The organism is Hydrocoleum sp. CS-953, from assembly GCF_002260545.1.
Lineage (GTDB): Bacteria > Cyanobacteriota > Cyanobacteriia > Cyanobacteriales > Microcoleaceae > Trichodesmium.
The window spans coordinates 1-4507 of sequence record NZ_LGSU01000750.1; the positions used below are offsets into that span (position 1 = coordinate 1).

Genomic DNA, 4507 nt, shown 5'->3' on the forward strand with positions numbered 1-4507 from the left:
TAAACTTCCAAAGAGATTTAAACTGCGTATCTCCTTAATAAAAGTTATTTTTTTATTAGCTGGAAATTCCTCTAATACAATATCAAAAATAGTTTTTGGTTCGGGAGGATCTATCTTCTTATTATCGACAATAGGAATATGGTTTACTACAGTAATTTTATCGGCACTTACTTGAAAACAATCTTCTATTTGTTTCACCAACTCTGTAGCTTCTAACATTGTTATTAATTTTATTCTTTCCAATATTTCATCAGTTTTTATAGACATGATGCTTTCTCCATATAATAAAAATTTTATATACTTTAAATTTATCTACAAATTACTTAAAATAATTACTTTGCGCAAGTTAAAAAAGCTGTTTGTTCATACGCAGGATTTGAACCTGCGAAATCCTTTTTTGGATTTGCTTGATTATGAGTCAAGTGCCTTAAACCACTAGGCTAGTATGTAAGCTTTTTCTGTTAGGGCGCAAAGTAAATATTTTGATTTTTTATTGAATCTTTTTAGAGTGGATAAGTATTGTGATTGACTAATATAAAATCTTATGATTTTGCCTGCCCTAAATATTTTGTAATCATCTGTAAATCTGTTTAATACCTTTTGCTTTGGTTTAAAATCATCTCGCGCAAGTCAAGAAAGCTATTTGTATACACACAGGAATAAAACCTGCATTTGCTTGAACCACAATCAAGTGCCGTTTGGCTAGTATGTAAGCTTTCCCTGTTAGGGCGCGAGATAAAAATTAAATTTTTAGCAATTTATTTAATTATATAAACTGACATTTTTTGATGTCGAAAATTACTATAATCATTGTTAAATATGTTTGAAAATATGTGTCGTACTTGGCTTTATTGTAGTAGTTTAAATTATTTCGCGCAAGTCAAAAAAGCTGTTTGTTTATACGCAGGATACCTGCATTAGCTCTCGCTAACTTGAGTGAAAGTCAAGTGTATGTAAGCTTTAATTGTTAGGGGGCGAAATGATTGTTTTATGTTGATAAATATAGCAATCCTAAATAGGTTGTAAGATTTTCTCGTAGGGGTTTTGTTTCCAAATCCCTTGACGCTTGGGTTTGGAGACCAAACCCCTACAGTTTTTTCTCACGAATGATTTCCTATTGTTATATATTTTTTGAAATTAGGAATTAAAATCACCTCGCGCAAGTTAAGAAAGCTGTTGTTTCATACGCAGGAATTGAACCTGCTACCACTTGCATTAAAGGCAAATGCTCTACCAAATGAGCTAGTATGTAAGCTTTCATTGTTAGGGCGCGAAGTGAAATTCTCTATGCTTTATTTAAGCTATTAAAGCTGTTTAAACGTGAGTATTAAAAGTATAAATAGCATCTTAAGAGATAGGTTTTTACTAATTTGAAAACTTCTCTAAAAACATAAATTGAATATTTAATTTTCTAGGTTCAGTGATTAGGCAGCTTTGCCTCTTTATTTACCTGATATTTTTATGCTACATAAATAATACATAACTGTCAAGGGGGTAAGAAAATATTTTTTGAAGAATCTAAAAGTCAGAAATATTCATATTTAAAATTCTTTGACATAGAAAATATTAGTATGAACTTTACGGAAACCCACAGACTCATAAAGTCGAGTTGCTCCCGACGGGTTCTCAGCATCAACACCAAGTAACGCCTTATCCATACCAACATCTCGTAACCGTTGCATTCCAGAAAGTAACATAGCCTTTCCTAACCCACGCTTCCGAAAACCACGACGAGTACCGAGAATAACTATTCCACCTTCTTTTGTTCCTTTGTCCTAGTTTTTTTCTGGGTTAATAAAACAGCAACAAAAACCAGCAAATGTACCATCACTAGCACTAATTGCAACTAAATCTAAATCTTGTCTGTAGTCAGGGTGACTTACTTCATGTTGCAACTGCTCAACTGTCAAATCATGGTGGTTCCAATGATCGATAAATGTTTGGTTAAACATCTCCACCCATGCTTCTAGGAAATGTCGCTGCCCAATTTCACTAGAAAATTCCTGAGATAGAGCAGACTCCAATGTAAAACCTTTGGGTAACTCTGGTTTGGGAAAAGGTTCGGTGAGCGATCGCTCCATGCGCAAAAAATAACGACATGGGGTAAAACCACAACTTTCTAATAATGCGATACGTTGAGTTTGAGTGTCGCGACTACCTGAGCGCAACTTTACAGAAGTATTTCTATCTGTAGCGACTTCCCGTATTCGTTGTTCACTCCATTTAATGATTTCTTGTTCTATACCTTCGCCTCTGAAAGTAGGATGAACTTTGAAAGAAAGATGAGCATCAACTGATAATTCTGGGATTGATAATTGCCCAAAAGCAATAAGCTTACCATCTCCATCTTCCCAAAGACTAATTTCACGCTTTATGTCTGGAGCTGGACTATTAAATTCACGTTGCAGAGAGGAAATAGATATCCATTGATCTAAGTGATCGACTTCTTCACAAGCTTGGAAAAGTTCTGCGATAGTGCTCCGCACCGCTGCGCGATCGCCTCTAAATCATTTTCTCCCTGATAAGAGCGAGTTGCTAAGGTTTTCATATATAATTTCATAAATAATAACTGATAACTGAAATAACAGGGCGTCCGACGAGACTTGCACTCGCTTCCTTCGGCGTCACAAACCGACGTTTCGACTACTTCAACCTCAGACACCAAATGGAGACTAGGGGGGTTGAACCCCTACCACAACTTCGCAAGAGTTGTATGCTCCCATTACACCAAGTCCCCAAATATTTGATAAGCAATTTTCCATGAAAAAAATGTATTAACTTTCAGTCAAATACTTCGCACAAGTCGAAAAAGTAATGAATACAATACAGCCGTTCTTATCAGTTTTTAACCTGACAGTGAACGCGCTAATCTTTATCTCAGAAAGATTTAGAAAGCTTCGCTATTTCGGTTGCCCGAATATCGCTACTTTAGGACTGTTAGAAAATGTATGTATACTTTATCAGTTGGGGTGCGAAGTTATTTTAGTTATCAATTATCTAGTTAAGATTTAATTTTGTATTTTTTTATTCTTATTCAAATAGTTAAAAAGTCACTTCGTACAAGTCAAAAAAGCTGTTGATTCATACGCAGGATTTGTTCGCCGAAGGCGTTCCCGGAGGGTACCTGCTACAATTTGTGATGAAACAAATGCTCTAACCAAATGAGCTAGTATGTAAGCTTTTTTTGTTAGGGGACGAAGTGAATTTTAACTACTATTATTATGCTCCGCACAAGTCAATAAAGCGCTTGACACTAACGCTCTATCCGTTGAGCTACATTCCCTAAAAATAGTGGGAATGATAGGAGTCGAACCTACAACCTTTGGTTTAGCAGACCAAAATGTATGTACGCTTTACAAGTTAGGGTGCGGAACATTATAGCTTTAAGCATTTCCTACGGACTGCTGCGCAAACAGCTATTAGCTGTCAGCTCTCTACAATATTAATAAAGTTTTTATGCTGATAGCTACTGATAACTGCTGGCTTACATTTTATTTAACCATAAACTGCTTCAGGACGAACAATTAAATCCCCACTTGGACGATGGTCTAAAACGTAGGAATTAAAGCGTTCTTTTCCTACATCAAAATATTGAGATAGACGTTCTTTTATAGCATTTTCTTTCATATTTTCTGTGATGCCTAGTTGATTTTCTGTTACATCATAAGAACGCCCTTCAAATCTAATATGAACCATATCAACACCTCCTAATTTTTTATCTGAAGAAAACAGAATATTTTCCTAGTTAATTTTCTACTTTTTGCTAGTTGATAAAAGACTGATAATATTGCAGTCTATCAAATTTAAAAGAACCTCAAATTTCAGGTTTTGTATAATATAGTAGTCTGCTATTACTATTAGAAATATCCAAAAATTCTNAATATTTTCCTAGTTAATTTTCTACTTTTTGCTAGTTGATAAAAGACTGATAATATTGCAGTCTATCAAATTTAAAAGAACCTCAAATTTCAGGTTTTGTATAATATAGTAGTCTGCTATTACTATTAGAAATATCCAAAAATTCTCAATATTAGTCACAGAAATAATTTAACTTTTGACTTCTGACTTCTAACTTCCTTAGTTATCTAATAGATACAGCACTTTCCGTTGCCCGTGACGTACAAAGCTAACAGGCAAGATGCCTGTGCTACATGAATTTTACCATTTAAACTTGTACATCATTAATCCGAAATCTGCTGTATTTGTGAAAATTCTGTTAATTATTTAGTTTTCAAGGTGCAAATATGGCTTGTTTCTCTAGAGGTTGTTCGCCTCTCCTTTAACTGCCACATTTATATACTACATAAATAATACATAAAGTGTCAAGGGGGTAGAAAAAATTTTTTCTCAGGATCTTGAAAGTTAGCTATCTCAATAGATATAGGGAAATTACAGTTCTTAAAATATAGATATTCTACCAAAAAGCCCCCATAAAATCTAAAATCTAAATTTACAAGAAAAGAGGGAGCAGGGACATTCGCATTTTTGTTATGCAACGTCCGTACAG

General features: G+C 34.4%; 4 protein-coding genes and 3 tRNA genes. All 7 read right to left on the reverse strand.

All coding sequences use genetic code 11. The features are described 5' to 3' along the window. Nucleotides 1-267 (reverse strand): hypothetical protein (locus AFK68_RS09035; protein ID WP_094672441.1); only part of this gene is annotated, 267 nt, incomplete at its 3' end. Nucleotides 268-364: 97 nt separating this feature from the next. Then, nucleotides 365-450, reverse strand: a tRNA-Met gene (locus AFK68_RS09040). 1091 nt (nucleotides 451-1541) lie between these two features. Next, complete coding sequence (locus AFK68_RS44645; RefSeq protein WP_371357296.1) at nucleotides 1542-1751, reverse strand: GNAT family N-acetyltransferase; 210 nt, start codon at nucleotides 1749-1751, stop codon at nucleotides 1542-1544. Nucleotides 1752-1775: 24 nt separating this feature from the next. Then, entirely contained in the window at nucleotides 1776-2486 is a 711-nt protein-coding gene (locus tag AFK68_RS09045; protein WP_371357295.1) for a hypothetical protein, read from the reverse strand. 102 nt (nucleotides 2487-2588) lie between these two features. Next, a tRNA-His gene (locus AFK68_RS36485) sits at nucleotides 2589-2662 on the reverse strand. A gap of 4 nt (nucleotides 2663-2666) precedes the next feature. Beyond that, nucleotides 2667-2737, reverse strand: a tRNA-Ala gene (locus tag AFK68_RS09050). Nucleotides 2738-3495: 758 nt separating this feature from the next. Then, nucleotides 3496-3696, reverse strand: coding sequence for a hypothetical protein (locus tag AFK68_RS09055; protein WP_094672442.1), 201 nt, complete (start codon nucleotides 3694-3696; stop codon nucleotides 3496-3498). Nucleotides 3697-4507: the final 811 nt, after the last annotated feature.

Excerpts from the sequence above, each read along its gene's own strand:
- AFK68_RS09055 (WP_094672442.1), bottom strand. The coding sequence starts at position 3,696 with ATGGTTCATATTAGATTTGAAGGGCGTTCTTATGATGTAACAGAAAAT.